This window comes from Paenibacillus sp. JJ-223 (genome assembly GCF_927798175.1).
Lineage (GTDB): Bacteria > Bacillota > Bacilli > Paenibacillales > Paenibacillaceae > Paenibacillus > Paenibacillus hubeiensis.
The window spans coordinates 113,093-133,631 of record NZ_CAKMMP010000005.1 but is presented as its reverse complement, the minus strand read 5'-3'; the positions used below and the strand labels follow the sequence as shown (position 1 = coordinate 133,631).

Genomic DNA, 20,539 nt, shown 5'->3' with positions numbered 1-20,539 from the left:
CTTCAACCATAACAATAACCCGAGGGGTCGCGATAACCGGACCATTCGGGTTATTCGTTTATCGTGCAGCGCAAGCAGGACGTTTCATGCTTTCCGGGCAAGCTCGATGAGCCGACCCATGCCTTCGCGTATTTGCTGTTCGTGCGCGTAGGAGAAGGAGAGCCGCAGCTTGCGGCTTGCGCTTGCGTCAGAAGGGTCGAACACCGTGCCTGGCACGAATGCCACCGAATGCTCCATGCATCGGTGCAGCAAACGGCCCGTATCGATGCCTTCCGGCAGCTCTGCCCAAATATTAAGCCCGCCTTCCGGTTTGGTCCAGACCCAATCCGTTTCCAGCAGGCATTGCTCCATCACTTCCATGCGCATCTGGATCGCGGTCCGCAGCTTGGAGAGATGCTGGTGCATGCGCGGCGATTGGAAATAGCGGAGAAACAGCTTCTGGTTGAGCAGCGGGGAGCCGTTATCCGCCAGCGTTTTGATGGCCAGCAGCCCGGGCATGAAGCGCGGCCGGCACATGATGGCCGCGATGCGCAGGCCCGGTACGACATATTTGCTGTAGCTGCGAATGTACAGCGTATGTCCGGTCGTATCGTAGGTGAAAATGGGCGGCGGCGGTTTTTCGCCGAAATAGATGTCGTAGGTGCTGTCGTCCTCCAACAGGAAACAGCCGTACTGTTCTGCCAATTCCGGCAGCTGTTTGCGCTGCTCGGCTCCGATGTTCAATCCCGTCGGATTCTGGAACGTCGGCGTCAGGTAGAGCAGCCGGGGTTTCTCTTGGCGCATCAGCCGTTCGATCTGTTCCAGGTCATAACCCTCGTCATGCATGTCCGCAAAAACCAGTCGCGCCCCTTGCTTGCGAAAAATTTCCATGGCGGGGCCGTAGGTCGGCCGTTCCACCATGACGCGGTCGCCGGGCCGGATGAGGCTGCGCGCAATCAGGTCGATGGCTTGCTGCGCGCCTGTCGCAATCAGCACTTCATCCGCCGAGACATAGAATCGTTCCTTTGCCGTCAAATGGGTGGCCAGCGCGCTTCGCAGCTCCAGATCGCCCTGAATGGTCGAGTAGGTTCCGAGCAGCCGCGGGTATTGGTCCAGCAGCTCCCGCATCAGCTCTCCCCAGTAAAGATTGGGGAGAAGGGCCGGATCGATCAGCGATTTGGAAAACTGGAAGTCTGCTTCAAGCGACTGTACCCGCGCGAGCGAATCCCAATGCAGCCACGCCGAAACGGCAGGGTCATCCGCCTGGTCGGTCACCGGAGCGGGATCGGCCGGGCTGACGAAATAACCCGCTTTGTCTTTGACATATACATGTCCGCGCTCCTTTAGCTCCTGATAGGCTTTGAACACGGTCAGCCGGTGAACGCCGAGCTGTTCGGACAAGCTGCGTACGGAAGGCATCTTTTCATGTTCGGCCCATTCACCCGCTTCGATGCGAACAACAAGATAATGCACGACTTGCTCATACAGTTTCAGACTGTTATCAGACATCAAAATGGCTTTGCTCAACCCGCCCACGCTCCTTTTGCAGTCCATTGTAACACCAAACGGCAGATCACTGTTCTGTTTTCTTCATTCTGTTCTGTTGACGGTGAGGTATGATGGTGAACAAGTTGAAGGAGGAGTTGGCATGGTAGCGGCAGCATTTGCGATAATGTGTTTGATTTTCGGTACGACGTTTTTGGCGATCAAAATCGGCGTGGAGGCAGGGCTTCCGCCTTTTCTGTCCGCAGGACTGCGGTTCGTGGCCGCCGGGGCGCTGATGTTTGCATGGATGTGGATGAAAGGACGCGTGAAGCTCTCCCTGTTGTGGCGGAAAGAAATGCTGTTAACAGGCATGGGATTGACCTTCGGCACATTTGCGACGCTGTATTGGGCTGAACAATATGTCAGTTCCGGCGTAGGGGCCATTTTGTCGGCGACGGGGCCGCTCATGATCATGATTATGCAAACCGCGCTGTTACGGCAAAAAACATCGCTTCGCATCGTTGCGGGGTATGTGGTCGGCTTTGGCGGAGTGGTGCTGGTCGTCCTGCCGGGCATATCGTTTGACGGAAGCGCGTTATGGCTCTTGGGCTGTATGGCCGTTCTGGTAGGGGAGTTATGTTATTCGGCAGGGGCGTTATACTCGAAAAAGGTCATCAACCAATTCAGCGACAGCGATCCGGTGGCCATCAATGCCGTGCAAATGATGTACGGGGGCGTGCTGCTTTTGGGACTCTCGGCTGTAACCGAGCCTTGGAAGATGGGCATAAGCACCTTGGATTGGCAGCCTGCAATCCTGTCCCTGTTATATTTAACGGTGATCGGTTCAATGGTGGGGCATAGTCTGTTCTACTGGATCATGTCGCGCACCAATCCGCTGTTCCCGGCGACCTGGCTGTATATCTCCCCGCCGATCGCCGTTGTTCTGGGGGCTGTGCTCTATAACGAGCATGTCAGCTGGATGACGTGGACGGGCGTCGTGCTGATCGTTTCCGGCCTGCTTGCCATGAACGACAAGGTGATGTCCGCATTTCGAGCAGGGATTCGAAAAGTACAATTCAAAGCACGGGTTGGATGATAGTTAAACCCTTATAAGCTTTTGTCCGCGTAGAAAAGCCCTCTCCTATTTGTTCACAAAGATAGGAGAGGGCTTCTGCGTTTCCGGTGGAGCGCTTGACTAAGGTTGAACAGGTTCAAGGTGTTTATATGAATAATCGGGATTTACCCCATTTACGGGTGCGCTATTATATTGAAATATAGCACCATTCTCTTTTTTATAGAAATATCTTGCGTTTGGTTCATCTTTGAATATGACCTCAGTGTTAACGAGCGGCGCTTTGCCGAAATGGGTGTCAATGGCTAGAATGTCTGCCTTGCTGTATCCCTTGACGTCAACGAGATAGGCTTGTACTTCTGCTTCCCTACTTCTTTGAACATTCCACAAAAATGCAAATATTCCAAGAATCAAAGCAAGAAACAGGAAGATAACTAATTTTCCTTTGCTGATTTTCATGACTCTATCACCTCTATGGATAAATCATACATGTTCAATCGGCACAGGAAAAGAACTTCTATGGGGCGGTACAAGCGTAGATCCCCTTGCCTATATCCGGCCTTCCGAAATTTTGAATTCCAGTCAGGTCATTACGAGCGCTGTGTTTTATCGATAAGACCCGAAAAGATCTGTTCAAAGGGGAAACAGCCTGATGCGCGCTGCGCATTTCAGGCTGTTTTTGTTGGATAAAGTAAATGGCCCCGATTGCTGTAAACAATCGGGGCCATGAAAGGGAAGATGTTCTGCCAGGCAATTATTCCGCGTTCAGCACAAACTTCTCGATAACGTGTTTTACGCCGTCTTCGTTGTTGCTCAGCGTGATGTAATCGGCCAGTTCTTTCAGTGCAGGAATCGCATTGCCCATGGCCACGCCAAGTCCGGCAACTTCAAGCATCTCGTGGTCGTTCCACGAGTCGCCGATGGCGATGCACTCGCTGAGCTCGTGGCCGAAATGCTCGGCCAGGAAGGTCAAGGCATGTCCCTTGGTTCCTTCGCGATGCATGATTTCCAGGAAGTACGGTTTGGATTTGGTGATGTGCACCTCAGGTCCGAGCAGTTCGCGCAGATCTCCGGCCACCTTATCCAAATAATCCGGCTCGTCGATGATCAACAGCTTCGGCGTTTTCTGCTCGATCACTTTGATGAAGTCCGGTTCAATGTGGTACTGCGTGCCATTCAGTTTGGCATAATCGCGCAGCTTGTCGTTTTCTTCGCGGGCATACAGCTTGTCGTCGATGTACGTTTGCAGGTGCAGATTATGCTCCAGGCAGTAGTCGAACAGCTTGCGGGAAGCGTCTTGCGGAACATAGCGCTCATAGAGCACATGCTCATCCAGCAGGTTTTTGACCAGTGCGCCTTGATACGTGATGATCGGCACGTTCAGCTTCGTTTGGCGTGCCAACGCTTGAGCGGAGGCGTAAGCGCGGCCGGTGGCCAGCGTAACCACCACGCCGTGAGCAACGGCTTGCTCCAATGCGGTTTGCGTGGCAGGGGTCACTTCTTTGTCGTCGTTGATCAGGGTGTCATCGATGTCGATGGCGATCAGTTTGTAAGTCATCCGGTTTCTCTCCTTTTTATCTGTGCATGATGAGGTGAATCGAATCTGTTAATTCCGCTTTATTTTGCAGGGTAATGTTGCTCCGTGCTACTCTTCCAGGAAAATCAGGCCGATGAAATCTTCCAGCTCCAGGTTGCCGAAGTAATGCTTGACGTCAAGGTCCTTGAGAGCTTCCCGCACGTCGCTTTCCTCGTAACGCTTGCCGCGCAGCATGTCCTCAATGTCCGCCACGTCGCCTACGCCGAAGAAATCGCCGAAGATTTTAATGTCTTCGATGCGTCCGTCCTTGATGTTCATGCGCAGATCGATGATGCCGACAGGGAATTTGCGGGAATGCTTCACATTGCTTTCCGGCGATTGGCCGTAGTTCCAGTCCCAGTTTTTGTAGCGCTCGGCAGAGATTTCGTTGATTTTCTCCCAGTCCTTCTCGGTCAAATGGTATTGCGGAACTTCGTTAGGCTCCATGCCGAAAATGTGGCGCAGCAATTCGCCGCGGAACGCTTCGATCGTCATGTCGCTGCTCATCAACTCGCGAATGTTGGCGACGCGGCTGCGGACCGACTTGGTGCTTTTGGATTTGAACTTCTCGGGATTGACGTTCAGGGAAGCCTGTACGTGGTCCAGGTTCAAGTCGAACATCAGCGTGCCGTGACTGAACATGCGGCCGCGGGTGGAGAACTGGGCATTGCCCGAAATTTTGCGTTCGCCCACCTGCAGGTCGTTCCGTCCGGTCAATTCGGCGTTGACGCCAAGTTCATGGAGCGCTTCGACGACAGGCTGGGTGAATTTGCGGAAATTGTGGAAGGACTGGCCGTCATCCTTCGTGATGAAGCTGAAGTTGAGATTGCCGAGATCGTGGTAAACGGCGCCGCCGCCCGACAGACGTCTCACGACTTGAACGTTGTTATCCTGAACGTACTCGATGTTGATTTCCTCAATCGTGTTCTGGTGTTTTCCGATGATGATGGAAGGGCGGTTGATGTAGAACAGCAAATAACTGTCGTCCATCGGCAGATGCTTCAGGATGTATTCCTCGATGGCGAGGTTTACCGAAGGATCCGTGATGCCCTGGTTGTCGACAAACAGCATGGTCATTCCTCCATTAATGTATGTGAGGGAGAAGTCTCCCTTATGTAGTGATTCTCGCGGAACGAAGTTCCTCTACTATCATATCAGAAAGTATCGTAAACCGCGCATGGCTTTCAGAAATTACCGGAAAACTTCTCTTGAACAGCCGTTGCGATAAGAATCGCCATACGCTTAACGTCTCCATCGGTTCGATGCGAAAAAGAAAACGACCGGCGATATCATATTTTGTTATTTTACACCGAATCATGTAAAAACACGCAAAGAAGCAGGCTCAGATCGGACAATTCGGCGTTGACCACACCTTGCCCGGACGCCATAATAAACAGGATACATAGAAAGGATGACGGACAGAATGACCGATATCATTGAAGTTTTCGGACATGGCGGGGACGTGGAGACGGCCGCATCCCGTTTCGGGGGAGATCCCGCCGATTTTCTCGATTTTAGCGCAAACATCAATCCCCTGGGTCCGCCGCCGGAAGTGCTGCGTGCATTGGAACAGGGTTTGAATGCGGTGCTGCGCTATCCCGATCCGGGACATCGCGCGTTGAAATCCGCTTTGGGCAGCAGGCTGGGAGTCGCTCCGGATTGTATATCCGTAGGCAACGGCGCGGCGGAGAACATGGCCTTATTGCTGCTTGGACTGGCTCCCCGCAGGGTGGGAACCGTGGAACCGGGCTTTTCGGAGTATGCCGCTCTATCCCGGCAATTCGGAGCAGAAGTGATCAGCGTTCGTGGACGGCAAGAGCTGGATTGGCGGGCCGAGACGGAGGACATCGAACGATTGCTGGAACAAGTGGACATGCTCTTCCTGGGCCAGCCGAACAACCCGAACGGTGTGCAGTATCCGGTGGCCGTACTTGAACGTTTGGCTCTCAAGGCTGGGCATACGGGTGCGGTGCTCGTCGTGGACGAAGCCTTCATGGACTTTATTCCGGCGGAGAAGCGCCACTCGCTTGCGGCAAGGCTGCATGATTTTCCGCAGGTCATCATCATCCGCTCCATGACCAAGTTTTATGCCATACCCGGACTGCGTTTAGGTTATGCCTTGGGACGGCCTGAACTGATCGAGGCAATGACAGCCAAGCAGGTGACGTGGAGCGTCAACGGCCTTGCGCTGATTGCCGGGGAAGCCTGCCTGCGCAGTGGAGAGTCGTTCGAACGGGAAACGTTGCAGCAGATTGCGCTGGAACGCAGGCGGCTGAGTGATGCTTTGTTAGGATACGGCTGTGAGGTAACGCCTGGAGAGGCCAACTTCCTGCTCGTCCGTTTGCCCGATCCGTGGACTGCTGCCACCATGCAGGCGGAGCTTGGCGGGCAGGGCATCCTCATCCGCAGTTGTGCGATGTATCCGGGTCTGACGGAGCGTCATGTCCGCATTGCGGTTAAAGACGAGCCGTCCAACAAACGGTTGATCGAAGCGCTGGGCTGCATAATAACCGCCCAAACTTCGAAAACGGAGGAACCAGTCGGGACGGATGAGCAGATCGAAGCTGTACCCGACCCGGTTCAAAAATCGGGGGGTGGCGTCCAATGACATTGCCGTTTCGCGACGTGGAGGGTAACCTTGCCGCGGCGGGGACCGCTTATACTTCTGTGACTTGGCCGGGCCTCCGCGTTACGATTCATGAGCGTCATGTCAAAGCGTCCGTGCCTTCTCCCGTGCCGGCCCTGTCCAGCGCGATCGTTGGCGGAGGCATGACGGAGCTGGACCGCGTGTTCAACATTTACGTCGACAAGCACTACCGCTGTGATGATCCTCTGAGGGACATCGAACGGCTGCTGGCCGAATGGCAGGAGCCGCGTGATCTGTGTTCCGGTTTGCTGACAGCGGTCAAGCTGCAGCATACGTCCATTCAGGAATGGGACGGATCGGATTTCGGACTGCTGTGCTGCACAACCGCAGGTGTGTCCAATGCTGCCCGTGCCGGTTCGGACCGGCTCGTCTTTGATGCGTGCGGTAACGAAGCGGAGGAGAATTCGATCCGGGACGCCGTTTATGTGCCGGGCACCATCAACATCATGTTGTGGGTGTTCGGGCGCATGACGCCGGGAGCAATGGTCAATGCCGTACAGACTGCTGTGGAAGCAAAAGCCGCGGCGCTGGCCGATTGCGGCGTGCGGGACGCCGACAACGGACTGTCGGCGACGGGGACAACGACCGATGCCATCGTGCTCGCCGTCCGGCAGGACCAAGAAGACAAACCTTTGATCCAATACGCGGGTACGGCGACGGTCATGGGCGCAGCCATCGGCAGACTGGTGTATGACACTGTGAAAGAGAGCCTTGAGGCAGGGCAATGGGTACGGCGGCAGGAGGGGGAACCGCGATGACAAACATATTCGCGTTCGCTTCTTGGCCGATATGGACCGCCATGACGGGTGCCTGGGTGCTGCTGGCGGCATACATCGTCGATCGCTGCATCGGTGATCCTCGCTGGATTCCCCATCCGGTCATCGGCATGGGCAAAGGCATTACGGCTTTAGAACGATGGATCCGTGCCAAGGTTCATTCGGATCAAGGGCTCAAAAAGGCCGGATTATGGTTCCCGATCGTGATTGCCGGCGGTGCTTTTATGCTGACGTGGCTGGTACTCATTGTGCTGGGGCTGATCCATCCAGTGCTCGCTGTTTTGGCCGAAATCCTGTTAATTGCGACCACCATTGCGTCCAAAGGACTGAAGGATGCAGGCATGGAGGTTTATCGCCATTTGGCGCAAGGCGACCTTCCGGGAGCCAGACGTTCGCTCGGCATGATCGTGGGCAGGGATACCGAGCATCTGGAGGAACCGGAGATCGTGCGCGGGACAGTGGAAACGGTGGCCGAAAACATCGTCGATGCCATCGTCTCCCCGCTGTTCTACGCGCTGATCGGAGGAGCTCCGCTGGCCATGGCCTATCGTGCCGTTAACACCTTGGATTCCATGGTCGGTTACAAAAACGAAAAGTACCTGCATCTCGGCTGGGCCTCGGCACGTCTTGACGACTGGGCCAACTGGATTCCGGCGCGGATCACGGCCTTATTGCTCATCGCGGGCGCCTGGGTCATGAAGCTGGACGCAAGGCAGTCAGCACGCATGGTCTCCAGGGATGCACGATTGCATCCAAGTCCGAACAGCGGTTTTCCTGAGTCGGCTGTTGCCGGAGCGCTGGGCATTCGGCTTGGCGGGCACAATGTTTACCATGGCGTAGCTTCGTTTCGTGCATATATGGGTGAGCCCACTCGTCCAATGGAGGCCGAAGACATCGTGCGCACGTCGCGCCTGATGTTCTGGTCGGCCGGATCGTTCGTACTGCTCTGCATTTTGGTCAACCTGCTGATCTGGTTCTGCGGAGGCTCGTTGTTATGGACATGATGACAAGACGGGGAGAACAACAAGATCAGCAAGGGACACACGATCGATGGGAAAAAGAATTATGGCTTGTTCGTCACGGCACGACGGCGTGGAACGCGGAAAAGAGGTACCTCGGCCATACCGATATCGGTTTGCTGCCTGAAGCGGAGCAGGAATTGGCCTCACTGCGCGTGCAGTTGGGCGGCATCGAGTGGAGATCGGTCCATAGCAGCGATCTGCTTCGCTGCCGCCAGACGCTGGAATGGGTCGCCCCCTTGCACGCAGGGCAAGCCCACATGGACTCCCGGCTGAGAGAAATCCATTTTGGCGAATGGGAAGGGCGGACCTATGAGGAACTGAAGCATTTGGCCCGTTACCGGGAATGGATCGATTCACCGCAAACGGTAACTCCGCCCGGCGGGGAACCGTGGTCATCGTTTGCTGCCCGGATCGATGATTTTATGAATGAAGTAATATGGGCGGAACCCCGGCATGAGAGAACTGGTGATTTGGCAACAGCGCAGACGAAAGATCTGGTCGTTACGCATGGCGGGGTCATTCGTTATATGCTGACTCGGCTGCTGCCAGGTCAGGCGTTCTGGGGCGTTTCGGTCATTCCGGGGCAAGCGATCCGGCTTCAATTGGAACGTTCGCCGGACGGACGGAAGGCAATCCGTCTTCCTTTTCCCGAAATCGGGTTGTAAGCACGGTCGATATCACCTATAATCACAACAGAAGTGTGGCTTCGGTACAAGCATCGTTTCAAGAGCTGGCGAAGGCGTTCGGCAGCAGATGCACACCCACTTGAATGGGGATGCAATATTAACGACCATGGGACCCGTTAGTCCCGAAAATCACGGCGTCCGTGCGGACGATCCGGAGAGGGCAAACGGGTAAAACAGGGGAAGCCGGTGCAAATCCGGCACGGTCCCGCCACTGTAATCCAGCCGATTCGGCGTGGAAAGTCAGGTTGCCTGCCCAGGGCGTTTAACCATCGGTGTTCCTTCGAGGAAAGGACAGCGTTTCGGGCAATGCTCCATGCATGCGGCCTTGTGCTGTCGTGCGCGGGTCGCCATATGCGAGACGTTATCCCTGATCCTGATCGCAAGGATCGGGGATTTTTTTTCAAGAAACGGCCATTCAAGGGACAGACACGGGCGGAAGCACAGTCTTCGATCTACCAAACACAGAAAAAGGGGAGAATCCAATCATGAGATTCACGACATGGAAAGGCATGGCGTCCCTGCTGAGCGCAGCGATGCTGACATTCGCTCTCGCAGGATGCGGAGCGGCAACAACGAACAACGAAGGAGGCGCAGGCACGCAGCAGCCGGCACAGGGGCAATCCCAGGAACAGGCGCAGACGGACCTTAAAACGCAGTATCCGCTCACGGTGACCGATGCAACGGGCGAGTCGTTTACGTTTGAAAAGGCGCCGACAAAGATCGTCTCCGTATCGCCAGCCGAAACGGAATCGCTGTTCGCGCTCGGATTGGACGAGCAGATCGTGGGCGTATCCGATTTCGACGATTATCCGGAAGCAGCGACGACAAAACCGAAGATGGGCGGCGTGTCCAAGCCGAACGAAGAGTCGATCATTGCAGCGGATGCCGATCTCGTGGTAACGGGGATTTCGATGAGCGAGGAAGCCGTGAAAAAGCTGCGCGACTTGGGTATCACCATTTTCAAAACAGACCCGAAATCGGTCGATGACGTAATCAACAACATCGAAACGTTCGGCAAAATTACGGACCGTCAGGCAGAAGCCCGGAAATTGGCCGCACAGATGAAACAAGATGTGGCTGACGTGACGGAAGCGGTCAAATCGGTGAAACCGGAAGACAAGAAAAAAGTGTACGTGGAGTTCTCCCCAGGCTGGACTGTGGGCAAGGGCGAGTTCATGGATGAAATCATCACGCTTTCCGGTGCTACGAACGTCGCTTCCGACATGACAGGCTGGAATGAAATCAACGAAGAAAACATCATCGCCGCCAATCCGGATGTGATTTTGTACGCGGACGACGTGGTGGAAGACTCCAAAACACTGGATCAAATCATCAAGGCCCGCAGCGGTTGGGATCAAATTACAGCCGTCAAAAACGATCAGGTCATCGGTTTGGATGCCAATCTGCTGACTCGTCCAGGTCCTCGCGTGACCCAAGGCTTGAAGGAAGTGGCCAAGGCGGTCTATCCTGACTTGTTCCAATGAGCCGCAAACTTGCAGTGTTCGGCACAGCAGGCATGGTGCTGCTTGTCCTGACCGTGCTGATCTGCACCGGCATCGGCTCGGTCTCGCTGCCGATCCGGCATATTGCAGGTATTATTCTGCATCACATTCCATGGCTGGGTGACCGGATCGTTCCGGATTGGACGACTGCAGCGGAACAGATCATATGGAAGGTACGCCTTCCGAGGGTACTGCTCGCTGTTCTCGTCGGCGCAGCATTGGCCGTGGCCGGCGCTGGATTTCAGGGCGTACTGCGCAACCCGCTGGCCGACCCGTTCACCCTTGGCGTATCGTCCGGAGCGTCGGTGGGGGCAGCCGTGTTGATCTTTTTCGGCCTGCAATATGCGCTGATCGGCGTCTGGACGCTGCCGTTGGTTGCTTTCGTGACCGGAGTGCTGACCTTGTGGTTTGTGCTGGCTTTGGCGCGCGAAGGCCGCAAAATCCCGACGCACAGCCTCATTCTTGCCGGCGTGGTGATGCAAAGTTTCCTGGGAGCGGTCGTATCCTTCCTGTCCACCATGTCCAAACAAACGATTAACGAAATTATATATTGGACGATGGGAAGTCTGGCACTGCGTGGATGGTCGTATACGGCCATCCTTTTCCCATATTTCCTGCTTGGTTTGCTCGTGCTGTGGAGCCAAGCGCGTTCATTGAACATTTTGGCGCTGGGCGAAAGACAGGCTGCCCACATCGGCGTTCGCGTCGACCGTTTGAAGCTGACGGTGCTCGGCGTGGGTACGCTGCTGACGGCTGGGGCCGTCTCGGTGTCGGGCGTGATCGGTTTTGTCGGTTTGGTCATTCCGCATATGCTGCGGCTGATCGTCGGCCCGGATTACCGTCTGCTGGTGCCGCTCTCCGCCATAGGCGGTGCGATCTTCATGGTATGGGCCGACACGATTGCCCGTTCCTTGCTGGCACCGACCGAGATTCCCCTCGGCGTCGTCACGGCATTTGTGGGAGCACCGTTCTTCGCCTACCTGCTGCACCGCAACAAAAAGCTGCAAAAGGGGATGATGCCGTGAGCGGGAACCAACCTCTGATCGAAGTGAAGGGCGCAAGCAAAAGCTATGGCTCTCATCATGCCCTGCATGACGTGAACTGGAGCGTCCAGGAAGGGGAATGGTGGGGAGTGGTCGGTCCGAACGGCAGCGGCAAATCCACCCTGCTGCAGCTGGTGGCTGGAACCGAGCAAGCGAATACGGGCAGCATCCTGTTGGAAGGGAGGAACATTGCCTCTTACGGTCGCAAAGAGCTGTCGCGCATGATTGCGGTATTGCAGCAGGACGGGCTGCCCTCGATCTCGTATCCTGTAAGGGACGTGGTGGAGATGGGACGGTACCCCTACCAGAACTGGATGGGACGCGATTCGGCGGATGGGGATGCCATCGTGGAACGCGTGCTTGCTGAGCTGGAGCTGACGGAACTGGCGGATCGTCCGCTGAACGCACTCAGCGGGGGCCAGCGGCAGAGGGTAGCGCTGGCCAAAGTGATGGCACAGGAACCGCGGCTGCTGCTGCTGGACGAACCGACGACATTTCTGGATATCCAGTACCAGCTGCAATTCATGGAATTGCTGTCTGCATGGCGTAAACGGAATCGCATTACCATCGTGGCCGTGCTGCACGATTTGAATCTGGCGGCACAGTTTTGCGATCATATGCTGGCATTGCGTGATGGAGCATGTGCCGGAGCAGGAACGCCTGAAGCGCTGATGACGGAAGATCACATCCGGAAGCTGTTTAGGGTCGATCCGGCGATGGTCCGGCATCCTGACAGCGGTCTGCCTCAATTGCTGCTGCGTCGTAAGCCAGAGTAGCATCATTGCAATTATAGTCGGGCTGTCATGGTCCTAATTCTAGTATAGAAGGAAGTGCTGGATGGAATGGAAAACGAACAGCTGCTGATGCAGCTCATCAATAACATCAAAGGGATCGATGCTCAAGCGGCCGCAAAAGCATCAGCTCATGTGGATATGCTGACAAAGCCGCCGGGAAGCTTGGGCAAGCTGGAGGAGCTGGTCATTCGGCTCGCTGGCATGACAGGTGAGGTGCGCCCTTCGTTTGAACGCAGATCCGTCATCGTTATGGCTGCCGATCATGGCGTTGTCGAGGAAGGCATCAGTGCGTTTCCGGCAGAGGTGACGCCGCAGATGGTGATGAATTTTTTGGCGGGCGGAGCGGCGGTGAATGTGCTCTCGCGCCATGCCGGGGCGGAAGTCGTGTGTGTTGACATTGGCGTGAATGCAGACCTGAAACATCCGGGTCTCGTTTCGCGGAACATTCGCAAAGGCACGGCCAATATGGCCAAAGGGGCAGCGATGACCCGCGAACAGGCCATTCAGGCCATCATTACGGGCGTGGACGTGGTCCATGCGGAGGTTGAAAAAGGCTCGCGTCTTTTCGTTACCGGCGAGATGGGCATCGGGAACACAACGGCCAGCGCGGCCGTTGTATGTGCCTTGACCGGCATTGCTCCTGCTGCGGCGGTAGGGCGCGGAACGGGCATGGATGATGCGGGCGTACTGCACAAGGCGGCCGTGGTCGGGCAAGCGCTGAGTTTGAATGCGCCGAACGGCGACGATCCGCTCGACGTGCTCTCCAAAGTAGGCGGTTTGGAAATCGCCGGACTTGTCGGCGTGATTCTTGCGGCAGCCGCCCATGGCTGTCCGGTCGTCGTGGATGGCTTCATTTCTACGGCAGCCGCGCTGATCGCAAGCCGGTTGGCTCCGCTGAGCAAGGAGTACATGATCGCCTCCCATACATCCCACGAGAACGGACATGCGGCCCTGCTGCGCGAACTGGACCTGAAGCCGATGCTGGACCTGGACATGCGGCTCGGCGAAGGCACCGGCGGGGTGCTCAGCCTGCATCTGATCGATGCGGCGTGCCGTATCCTTAACGAGATGGCTACCTTTGCAAGCGCAGGCGTCTCGGACGGATCTTCAGCTCAAGGAGAGGGAACACGATGAGCGTTCTTGTGACAGGCGGCGCGAGAAGTGGCAAAAGCTCGTTTGCGGAGCGTCTCGTCATGCACCGCTCTTCGGAAGCTTGGTATGTCGCCACGGCCCAAGCCTATGATGACGAGATGCGGGAACGCATCCGCATGCATCAGAAGCAACGCGAGGCTGCCGGGTATTTATGGCATACGGTGGAGGCGCCTCTGGATTTGCCCGAATGGATCTCTCAGATGGGCCAATCCCGTGCGGGTACTTCCGCGCCAACCGTGTTGGTGGATTGCCTGACGTTGTGGCTTTCTAATGAATTGCTCGCGCATGAGCATGATCCTGAATCAGTACTGCAAGCACGAATGGATGCCCTGGTAGAGGCGATTCGCGCGTATCCCGGCTTGCTTGTGCTGGTAACCAACGAAGTCGGCGACGGTATCGTGCCGGAATATCCCTTGGGACGAAGATACCGGGATCTGGCGGGCATATTGAATCAGCGGGTTGCCGCAATTTGCCGCGAGGTGTTTCTGGTTACCGTAGGTATTGCCGTCGAGTTGAAAAGCAAGGAGTACCGCTTATGAGCGAAGGCAGCAGCGCCAATTCATATGGCAAAAAACAGGCGGCCGCCGCTGCTTTTCAGTTTCTGTCCCGTTTTCCCGTCCGGATGCAGCTTGATTTTGCTCCTCCTTTGTTAAGGGAAAGCGTGGTGTATTACCCGCTCGTCGGGGCGGCGATCGGCCTTGCCGTCTGGCTTGGCGGTGCCTTGTTCGGCACAGTGCTGCCGGCTCTGCCCGCCGCTGTGCTGACCTTGACGCTGTGGGTGTGGCTCACTGGCGGATTGCATCTGGACGGCTGGATGGATACGGCGGACGGGCTGCTCAGTTATCGCAGCCGCGAACGCATGCTGGAGATCATGAAGGACAGCCGCGTCGGTGCCATGGGTGTCATTGCCTGCGTGCTGCTGTTGATGATGAAAGCGGCGCTGCTGGCCGATTTCATTGCCCAAGGCCGCTGGGCATACGTGCCGCTATTGATTTTGCCCATGATTTGGAGCCGTTGGTTCATGGTATGTGCGATATCGGGCTGGCCGAATGCCAGAGCTGATGACGGTTTGGCCGTATTGTTTGCCGGCTTGGGCGAACGGAGAGAACTTCGGCGGGCAACGGCGCGTGCTGCTTGGCTAACCGTTGTGGCAGGTTTAATTGCGCTTGTCGCCGCGTGGTATACTCAGCCTCATCATAGCCTGATCGGTGGCGGCATGTCGGGACATTCATGGTGGCTTTATCCGGTGCTTGCCGCCATGCTGTTGCCGCTGGTTTGCCACCTGCTCGGCAGATGGGTTGCGGGGCGGATCAGCAACCGATTGGGCGGTTTGACCGGGGATACGTACGGAGCGATGAACGAATTGCTGGAGACGGCGCTTTTGATTGTATTAAGCCTGCTGCAGGGCTTGTTCTGGACTTTGTTTGCAAACTGATTGATCAAGATGAAAGCCGGGGTGGGAAAGATGGTAGAAAAAGAGGTACATACAGCGCCGGTCATCATGCTGCAGGGAACGGCCTCGGATGTGGGCAAAAGCGTCATTACGACGGCATTGTGCCGCATTTTCAAGCAGGACGGTTTCCGTCCGGCACCGTTCAAGTCGCAGAATATGGCGCTGAACTCTTACGTCACGCACGACGGCAAAGAGATCGGGCGGGCGCAGGGCGCGCAGGCCGAGGCTTGCGGAATCGAAGCTACAACCGACATGAATCCGATTCTGATCAAGCCGGTTCGGGACATGCATTCCCAGATCGTGGTTCATGGCGTGCCTTTTGCGCAGATGAGCGCTTCGGATTATCGGCAGCACTTTTTGCCGGAAGCCAAGCGGACGGTGCTGGAGGCGCTTGATCGTTTACGTTCGGCTTACGACATTGTCGTGATGGAAGGCGCAGGCAGCCCGGCGGAAATCAACCTGAAGGACCGGGATATCGTCAACATGAATCTGGCAGGTTGGGCGGATGCCCCGGTCATTCTGATCTCGGATATCGACCGCGGCGGCGTGTTTGCTTCGATCGTGGGCACGCTGGAATTGCTCGAACCTCACGAAGTTCAGCGCATCAAAGGTTTTATCATCAACAAGTTCCGCGGCGATTTGTCCCTGCTGCAGCCGGGACTGGACTGGCTGGAAGAGCGGACAGGCATTCCGGTGCTCGGCGTGCTGCCTTACGTCAGGGACATTCAGATCGAGGCCGAGGATTCGGTGGTGCTCGATTCGCTGCGCCACGGCAAATCGGAGCACAAGGAACTGGATCTTGCAGTGATCCGTTATCCGCGCATTTCCAACTTTACCGATTTTGATGCCTTGTCGAAAGAGCCGGACGTCAATGTCAGGTTCGTGACTTCTCCGGAGGAACTTGGACAGCCTGACGCGATCTTGTTGCCAGGCACCAAAGACACGATTGGCGATCTGGAGTTTTTGCGCGAATCGGGTTTGGAGCAAGCCATTGCCCGTCACGTAACGCGCGAGCCTGGACAGCTTGTAGGCATATGCGGCGGGTACCAGATGCTGGGTGAGCATCTCAAGGACCCGTTCGCCGTTGAAGCGGGGCAGGTACAGGAAGCAAAGGGACTCGGATGGTTGCCGTTGTCGACCACGTTCCTCCAGCGGAAACAGACGGTAAGGGCAGCGGGACAGGTGCTGGAACAGCATCCCATTCGGCTTGCGAGCCATGAAAGTACGGATACCGCATTGCCGGTTGAGGGGTATGAGATCCATATGGGTGTCACTGAATGCAACCGGCCTGATCAGGTCACCGCATTGTTTGAAATCCAACATGCCGACGGTCAACCATTCATGGAGGGCTGGGGTACGAAGGACGGCAGAGTGTGGGGAACGTATCTTCACGGCCTGTTCGAGAGCGACCGCTTCCGGCGAGCCTGGCTGAACGGGCTGCGCGAAGCCAAAGGGCTCGAATCGCTGGAGAAGACCTATAGCGCCAGGGAGCAGAAGGAAAAGGAATTTGATCGGGTCGCAGACTCGGTGCGTTCGGCTTTGGACATGAAGCGGGTTTATGAAATCATGGGCATGGGAGAGAAGGTCTGACTGGTTGAAGATCGGGCATGATCATTTTCTCGCAATCATAACGGTATTTAATGTGAAATGCACGGAAGTATATAAATCTTAATGAAAAAAACACCCCCATAGGTGGCGCTGCCTTGCAGGCAAGCGCCTCCCATGGGGGTGTTTATAGTTGCATATCCGACTATACTGGTTCATATGATTCAGCAATGAACCGACAGGGTGAGTTTATAGAGAGTTAGTCGATTTTGAATTTCTTCATGGCAGCCTGCAGTTCGACAGCCTGTTCATGCAGATGACGAACCGTATTGGCATGGGAATCCATCTCGCTGAGCTGGGTTTCCGCCGTGGCAGCGATCTGCTGCATGCTCTGACGGGCCCTCGACGTAATCTGTGCCGTTTCTTCCACAGAGGCGCTGACTTCTTCTGCTCCAGCAGATACCTGTTGGGTAGAGGAAGAGACGTTCTGGATGGTCAGATTGACGTTTTGGATCAATTCGTTCAGTTGTTTGAATGCGGCCCCTGCCTGCTGCACGACTTGCGTTCCCGATCCGACTTCTTCCGTCACGCGATTCATGGCACTCACCGAACGCTCGGCATCTTCCCGAATGGTAGCCAGGTAATCCGAAATTTCCTCCGTGGCTTGTTTCGATTGCTCGGCAAGCTTGCGGACCTCGCCGGCAACGACGGCGAATCCGCGCCCGTGCTCGCCTGCGCGCGCCGCTTCGATGGAAGCGTTGAGAGCCAGCATCTGAATCTGTTTCGTAATGACCGAGATCGAGGTAACGATCGTACCGATTGCGATGGAACGCTCATTCACGGTTTCGACGTAACGAAGCGATTCGGTAGCGGTCTGGCCTACGCGCTCCATTTGCTCGACCGCATCCTGAGCCAGCCGGTTTCCGTTGACGGCTTCGCCGGCCGCATCGCCGATCTGTTCGGAAACCTCGGCAGACGATGATGCGATATACATGATGCCTTGCGTGATTTCTTCCATGGCCCGTGCATTTTCGGAGGCGCTGGAAGCGATGCTCTCACTGCCTTTCTCGGCTTCCACCGCAGAGCGGCTGGAGTTTTTGACCATGCCTGACATGGACTCGACCCGCTGCAGCAGGTCGTTGGAGCCGTCGACGACTTCGGAGGAAGTCGCAAGCGCATGGCTGATCATTTCTTTCAGATTATGGGTCATCACCTGGAAGCTTGCAGCCAATTGGGCAATTTCATCTCTGCCTTTGATGTTGAGATCTGTCGTAAGATCGCCTTGCGCTACCTGTTTGCTGTGCTGAACGAGCTTGATGATCGGCGTCGTGATTCTTTTGATCAGGCTGCTGGAAATGAGCCATCCCAGAACGATGACGAGTGCGGTAATGCCGAGGCACAGCCAGAAAATTTGGGAGATCTTGCTCTGGATAAACTCGGCATCCATGCTCACGGCCATGACCATATTACCGCCCGAGATCGGAATGAATGCCGCTTTATGTACGCCAAAGGCATCGTTATATACGGAGCTGATGGCAACGTCCTTGTTCTGCACCGCCTCTTCCATGGCATTGACGACGTTGACCGAATCCCCTGTTTTCATACCCGATGCCGTATTGGCGATAACGACCGTTGCCGTGCCATCCTTCAGGGCTACGACGTAGGCCGCGTCCAGATTATGCTCTTTGGCTTTTTGGGTCAGGAATGATTCGACCGTTAACGCTGCGCCGTCCGAGCCCGAGCCCCCGCTTTGGATTTGCGACAGTTTGGAGGCCGACGTGTTTTTATATATATCATGGACCGACGTATCCAGCACCTTGTCGAACTGAGGCATCACGTAGCTTTGGATAATGTTCATGGAAACAAAATAAAAACTGATGCTGAACAACAAAGAAGCAACCAGCAATACAAGGAACAGAGTACTTCTTATTTTCCCGGCAACGGTGCGATTTCGAAACATAAGATCATCCTTTCACGTCATGTTCTTTGACACAAACGCTTTTCCGTATGGTCAAGACCTTCTTCCTAATGAAAGGAGGCCTAAAGTTTGAGTTGGGACAACATGGGAATAAGCGGATATACCTATATTACATAATTAACCGGAGGTTGAATACAATAATTTTCATCAGCGTTCAACTTTTTTTCAGAAATAACGGGATTAATTACATACATGTTACATTTAAATAATAAAAACCTACCAGAATAGTTTGTTTTGTAGTATGATGGATTACGCCGCTTCATGAAGCTTAGCCGGGTTGCCCGGCAATGAATTATTTTTCAAGGGAGGATTCAAGCAATGAGTACTTTTCAAATCATTCTGAACGTAGCGGTTATGCTCGTTCTTCTGGGCGTCCTGATCTGGATGCAAAAGAAACATATTTCCTTCACCAAGCGGGTCTTTGCGGGACTTGGGCTCGGGGTCGTATTTGGCGTAGCGCTGCAGTTGATCTACCCTTCCGGTTCTGACGTCATCGCCAAATCGGTCGATTGGTTCAATCTGGTCGGCTCGGGTTATGTTCGATTGCTGCAAATGGTCGTTATCCCGCTGATCATGGTGTCGATCATCTCGGCCATCATGAATTTGAAGGGCAAGCAGAACCTGGGCAAAATGAGCTTTTCCATCATCGCGATTCTATTGATCACGACGGCGATCGCGGCCAGCGTCAGCATCGTGACCAGCCTCACCTTTGATCTGAAGGCGATCGACATTCAGGGCGGCGAGAAAGAGATTGCTCAAGGCCAGAAGATGGAAGAACGACTGGTGGATGTGCAGGACCAGACGATTCCGCAGCAAGTGCTGGAGTTCATTCCGTCCAATCCGTTCGCGGATATGACGGGAGCCCGCCGTTCATCGACGCTGGCTGTCGTCATCTTCTCCGCGTTTATCGGGGTGGCGGTGCTTGGGCTGGATCGCAAAAAACCGGAGCAGGCGGAAACGTTCCGCAGCATGGTCAATGCGGTGTATGCCGTGGTCATGCGGATCGTTACGCTGGTGCTCCGATTGACGCCGTACGGCATTTTGGCGTTGATCACAAAGGTGACGGCGACGACGAACCCGGATGAAATTTTGAAGCTGCTCAAGTTCGTCATCGCATCTTACGTGGCGTTGATCGTGATGTTTATCATTCATCTCATCATTATTTCGCTCTTCGGTTTCAACCCTGTCACGTATGTGAAAAAAGTGCTGCCAACGCTTGTATTTGCGTTTACGTCCCGTTCCAGCGCGGCAACGATTCCGCTGAACGTGGAAACTCAAACGAAGAAACTTGGCGTATCGGACGGCATCGCCAACCTGTCGGCGACCTTCGGAGCAACGATCGGACAGAACGGTTGCGCCGGGATCTATCCGGCGATGCTTGCCGTCATGATCGCGCCTACGATGAACATTAACCCGATGAGCTGGGATTTCATCCTTACATTGATTCTCGTCGTTGTCATCAGCTCCTTCGGGGTAGCCGGCGTAGGCGGCGGAGCCACCTTCGCTTCCCTGATCGTGCTGTCCACGATGAATCTGCCTGTTGCACTCGCAGGCCTGCTCATCTCCGTGGAGCCGCTGATCGATATGGGCCGTACGGCGCTGAACGTGAACGATTCGATGACCGCCGGTCTCGTATCCAGCAAAATTCTGAAAGAGAACGATCAGAACACGTACAACGATCGCGGTCAAGATCTGGACACGGCCGTTCAGGCCTGATCCGGATCAACCCGTAAAGAAGGCCAGCATCACCGGCCGTCCATCGTTCAGGTTAAACCGCAGCTGTATGAATGCAAGGTTAACAAGCCGTCTTTCGGGTTCGTCCCGAAGGG

General features: G+C 55.3%; 18 protein-coding genes and 1 riboswitch. Of the genes, 13 read left to right on the top strand and 5 right to left on the bottom strand.

Annotated elements, in window-relative coordinates; all coding sequences use genetic code 11:
- Window positions 1–84: 84 nt before the first annotated feature.
- Window positions 85–1,506, bottom strand: coding sequence for a PLP-dependent aminotransferase family protein (locus L6H98_RS10985; RefSeq protein ID WP_236415046.1), 1,422 nt, complete (start codon window positions 1,504–1,506; stop codon window positions 85–87).
- 121 nt (window positions 1,507–1,627) lie between these two features.
- On the opposite strand from L6H98_RS10985, the gene L6H98_RS10980 reads away from it, so the two are divergent.
- Window positions 1,628–2,560 carry an EamA family transporter gene (locus L6H98_RS10980; RefSeq protein ID WP_236415044.1) on the top strand — a complete coding sequence of 311 codons (933 nt, stop codon included), beginning with the start codon at window positions 1,628–1,630 and terminating at the stop codon, window positions 2,558–2,560.
- Window positions 2,561–2,659: 99 nt separating this feature from the next.
- Here the strand turns inward: L6H98_RS10980 and L6H98_RS10975 are convergent, their stop codons facing one another.
- The 3 genes from L6H98_RS10975 to L6H98_RS10965 all read right to left on the bottom strand — a co-directional run bounded on the left by L6H98_RS10975 (window position 2,660) and on the right by L6H98_RS10965 (window position 5,183).
- Complete coding sequence (locus L6H98_RS10975; RefSeq protein WP_236415042.1) at window positions 2,660–2,995, bottom strand: DUF3139 domain-containing protein; 336 nt, start codon at window positions 2,993–2,995, stop codon at window positions 2,660–2,662.
- Window positions 2,996–3,290: 295 nt separating this feature from the next.
- Entirely contained in the window at window positions 3,291–4,094 is an 804-nt protein-coding gene (locus L6H98_RS10970) for a Cof-type HAD-IIB family hydrolase (protein ID WP_236415040.1), read from the bottom strand.
- 87 nt (window positions 4,095–4,181) lie between these two features.
- Window positions 4,182–5,183, bottom strand: coding sequence for a lipoate--protein ligase (locus tag L6H98_RS10965; RefSeq protein WP_236415038.1), 1,002 nt, complete (start codon window positions 5,181–5,183; stop codon window positions 4,182–4,184).
- A 340-nt stretch (window positions 5,184–5,523) separates the two neighbouring features.
- Here L6H98_RS10965 and cobD point away from each other — a divergent pair, with 340 nt between their 5' ends.
- The 11 genes from cobD to L6H98_RS10910 all read left to right on the top strand — a co-directional run bounded on the left by cobD (window position 5,524) and on the right by L6H98_RS10910 (window position 16,777).
- Window positions 5,524–6,720, top strand: coding sequence for a threonine-phosphate decarboxylase CobD (gene cobD / locus L6H98_RS10960; RefSeq protein WP_236415036.1), 1,197 nt, complete (start codon window positions 5,524–5,526; stop codon window positions 6,718–6,720).
- Window positions 6,717–7,517 (top strand): adenosylcobinamide amidohydrolase, encoded by an 801-nt coding sequence (locus tag L6H98_RS10955; protein ID WP_236415034.1) that lies wholly within the window; start codon window positions 6,717–6,719, stop codon window positions 7,515–7,517. The genes cobD and L6H98_RS10955 overlap by 4 nt, the downstream gene beginning before the upstream one ends.
- Window positions 7,518–7,558: 41 nt before the next feature.
- Complete coding sequence (gene cbiB / locus L6H98_RS10950; RefSeq protein WP_236415382.1) at window positions 7,559–8,539, top strand: adenosylcobinamide-phosphate synthase CbiB; 981 nt, start codon at window positions 7,559–7,561, stop codon at window positions 8,537–8,539.
- Complete coding sequence (locus L6H98_RS10945) at window positions 8,530–9,222, top strand: histidine phosphatase family protein (RefSeq protein WP_236415032.1); 693 nt, start codon at window positions 8,530–8,532, stop codon at window positions 9,220–9,222. Before cbiB ends, L6H98_RS10945 begins: the two co-directional genes overlap by 10 nt.
- A gap of 136 nt (window positions 9,223–9,358) precedes the next feature.
- A riboswitch (cobalamin riboswitch) is annotated at window positions 9,359–9,515 on the top strand.
- 261 nt (window positions 9,516–9,776) lie between these two features.
- A complete protein-coding gene (locus L6H98_RS10940; RefSeq protein ID WP_236415380.1) occupies window positions 9,777–10,727 on the top strand; it encodes an ABC transporter substrate-binding protein in 951 nt (316 codons plus the stop codon).
- Window positions 10,724–11,770: an iron chelate uptake ABC transporter family permease subunit gene (locus L6H98_RS10935; RefSeq protein ID WP_236415029.1), complete on the top strand. Its 1,047-nt coding sequence runs from the start codon at window positions 10,724–10,726 to the stop codon at window positions 11,768–11,770. The genes L6H98_RS10940 and L6H98_RS10935 overlap by 4 nt, the downstream gene beginning before the upstream one ends.
- Complete coding sequence (locus tag L6H98_RS10930; protein WP_236415027.1) at window positions 11,767–12,564, top strand: ABC transporter ATP-binding protein; 798 nt, start codon at window positions 11,767–11,769, stop codon at window positions 12,562–12,564. Before L6H98_RS10935 ends, L6H98_RS10930 begins: the two co-directional genes overlap by 4 nt.
- Before the next feature lie 66 nt (window positions 12,565–12,630).
- Entirely contained in the window at window positions 12,631–13,716 is a 1,086-nt protein-coding gene (gene cobT / locus L6H98_RS10925; protein ID WP_236415025.1) for a nicotinate-nucleotide--dimethylbenzimidazole phosphoribosyltransferase, read from the top strand.
- On the top strand, window positions 13,713–14,273 hold the full coding sequence (cobU, locus tag L6H98_RS10920; RefSeq protein WP_236415024.1) for a bifunctional adenosylcobinamide kinase/adenosylcobinamide-phosphate guanylyltransferase: 561 nt from the start codon (window positions 13,713–13,715) through the stop codon (window positions 14,271–14,273). Before cobT ends, cobU begins: the two co-directional genes overlap by 4 nt.
- Entirely contained in the window at window positions 14,270–15,169 is a 900-nt protein-coding gene (gene cobS, locus L6H98_RS10915; RefSeq protein WP_236415023.1) for an adenosylcobinamide-GDP ribazoletransferase, read from the top strand. Before cobU ends, cobS begins: the two co-directional genes overlap by 4 nt.
- A 30-nt stretch (window positions 15,170–15,199) precedes the next feature.
- Window positions 15,200–16,777: a cobyric acid synthase gene (locus L6H98_RS10910; protein ID WP_236415022.1), complete on the top strand. Its 1,578-nt coding sequence runs from the start codon at window positions 15,200–15,202 to the stop codon at window positions 16,775–16,777.
- A gap of 214 nt (window positions 16,778–16,991) precedes the next feature.
- On the opposite strand, the gene L6H98_RS10905 is transcribed toward L6H98_RS10910, so the two are convergent.
- Window positions 16,992–18,692, bottom strand: a complete 1,701-nt coding sequence (locus tag L6H98_RS10905; protein WP_236415021.1) for a methyl-accepting chemotaxis protein — start codon at window positions 18,690–18,692, stop codon at window positions 16,992–16,994.
- A 336-nt stretch (window positions 18,693–19,028) separates the two neighbouring features.
- Here L6H98_RS10905 and L6H98_RS10900 point away from each other — a divergent pair, with 336 nt between their 5' ends.
- The gene (locus tag L6H98_RS10900) at window positions 19,029–20,426 is read left to right on the top strand and encodes an L-cystine transporter (protein ID WP_236415020.1); all 1,398 of its coding nucleotides are present in this window, start codon (window positions 19,029–19,031) and stop codon (window positions 20,424–20,426) included.
- Window positions 20,427–20,539 lie beyond the last annotated feature (113 nt).